Annotated in this window: 1 protein-coding gene; it reads left to right on the top strand. The window is 62.4% G+C overall.

All coding sequences use genetic code 11. The features are described 5' to 3' along the window. The first annotated feature begins 97 nt into the window (after positions 1–97). Complete coding sequence (locus tag NKJ37_RS31890; protein WP_352752669.1) at positions 98–1,294, top strand: IS256 family transposase; 1,197 nt, start codon at positions 98–100, stop codon at positions 1,292–1,294. Positions 1,295–1,339: the final 45 nt, after the last annotated feature.

Raw genomic sequence — 1,339 nt, 5'->3', positions numbered from 1 at the left:
GGTAGTGTGCTGAGAGTTCTGCAAATTCGCTGAGAGAGGGCGGTCATGGCAGGCTGGTGATGTTCAACGTCACCGATTCCCGCGAAGGAACGCCACCATGACCAAGACAGAAGGTAAATCGACCAGCGCTGCCGTCAAAGACATTCTGCTTTCGAACCCGGAGGGGCTGCACGAAGTGATCCGTGCAGTAATGCAGGAGGTTCTCGAGGCCGAGATGGAGGAGGCGCTGGGTGCTTCGAAGGGCGAACGGACGCCCGAGCGCCTTGGGTATCGCTCGGGTTACTACGGCCGCACCCTGGTCACCCGGGTCGGCAAGCTTGAGCTGCGGGTTCCGCAGGACCGGGCCGGTCGTTTCTCCACCGAGCTGTTCGAGCGCTACCAGCGTTCCGAGCGGGCCTTGGTGGCCACGCTTGCGGAGATGTATGTGCAGGGCGTGTCGACCCGGAAGGTCAAGGCGATCACGGAAGAGCTGTGCGGTCATGCCTTCTCGGCTTCGTCGATCTCGGCCATCAACAAGCGCTTGGACGAGAGCCTGAAGGCGTTTGCCGAACGACCGCTTCAGGAGCCATTCCCCTACCTCATTCTCGATGCCCGCTACGAGAAAGTGCGCGAAGCCGGCATCGTGATGAGCCAGGCGGTGCTGATCGCGGTCGGCATCGACTGGGACGGGCGCCGGCAGATCCTGGCCGTGGAGATGGCCAATCGCGAGAGCCGCTCGGCCTGGAAGGACTTCCTCGTCGGCTTGAAACGACGCGGCCTCAAGGGCGTCGAACTGGCCGTGTCCGACGACCATGCCGGCCTGGTCGCGGCGATCGGCGAGGTGATCCCGGAAGCCGCATGGCAGCGCTGCTACGTCCACTTCCTCAGGAACGCGCTCGATCACCTGCCCAGGAAGCACGGCGACGATTGCCTGCAGGAACTGCGCTGGCTCTACGACCGGCGCGATCTCGCCGAGGCCAAGGCCGATCTCGCCGCATGGCTGTCCAAATGGTCCGCCCGCTACCCGCGACTGACCACCTGGGCGGAAGAAGCTATAGAACAGACGCTGACTTTCTTCCGGCTGCCGCGTCAGCATCACAAGCACCTAAAGTCCACCAACATGCTCGAACGGCTCAACGAGGAAATCCGCCGGCGCACCTATGTCGTGCGCATCTTCCCAAACGCCGAAAGCTGCCTGCGCCTCGTTAGGGCGCTCGCCGTCGAGACCAACGAAAACTGGATGGAGGCCAACCGATACATCAACATGGACGACCTGCGCGAGCACAAGAAGCTCGCTCTACGCCAAGCCGCATGACCAGCTTCATGATCGCCCATTTTGCAGAACTTGACGCACACAACC

It is taken from the genome of Mesorhizobium sp. M0140, from assembly GCF_040322475.1.
Classification (GTDB): domain Bacteria; phylum Pseudomonadota; class Alphaproteobacteria; order Rhizobiales; family Rhizobiaceae; genus Mesorhizobium.
Note: the sequence above shows the minus strand (reverse complement) of the source record. Positions and strands in the feature narration are given on the sequence as shown.

What these genes read in the sequence shown, in the direction of transcription:
- NKJ37_RS31890 (WP_352752669.1), top strand. Translation starts at nt 98, where the DNA reads ATGACCAAGACAGAAGGTAAATCGACCAGCGCTGCCGTCAAAGACATT.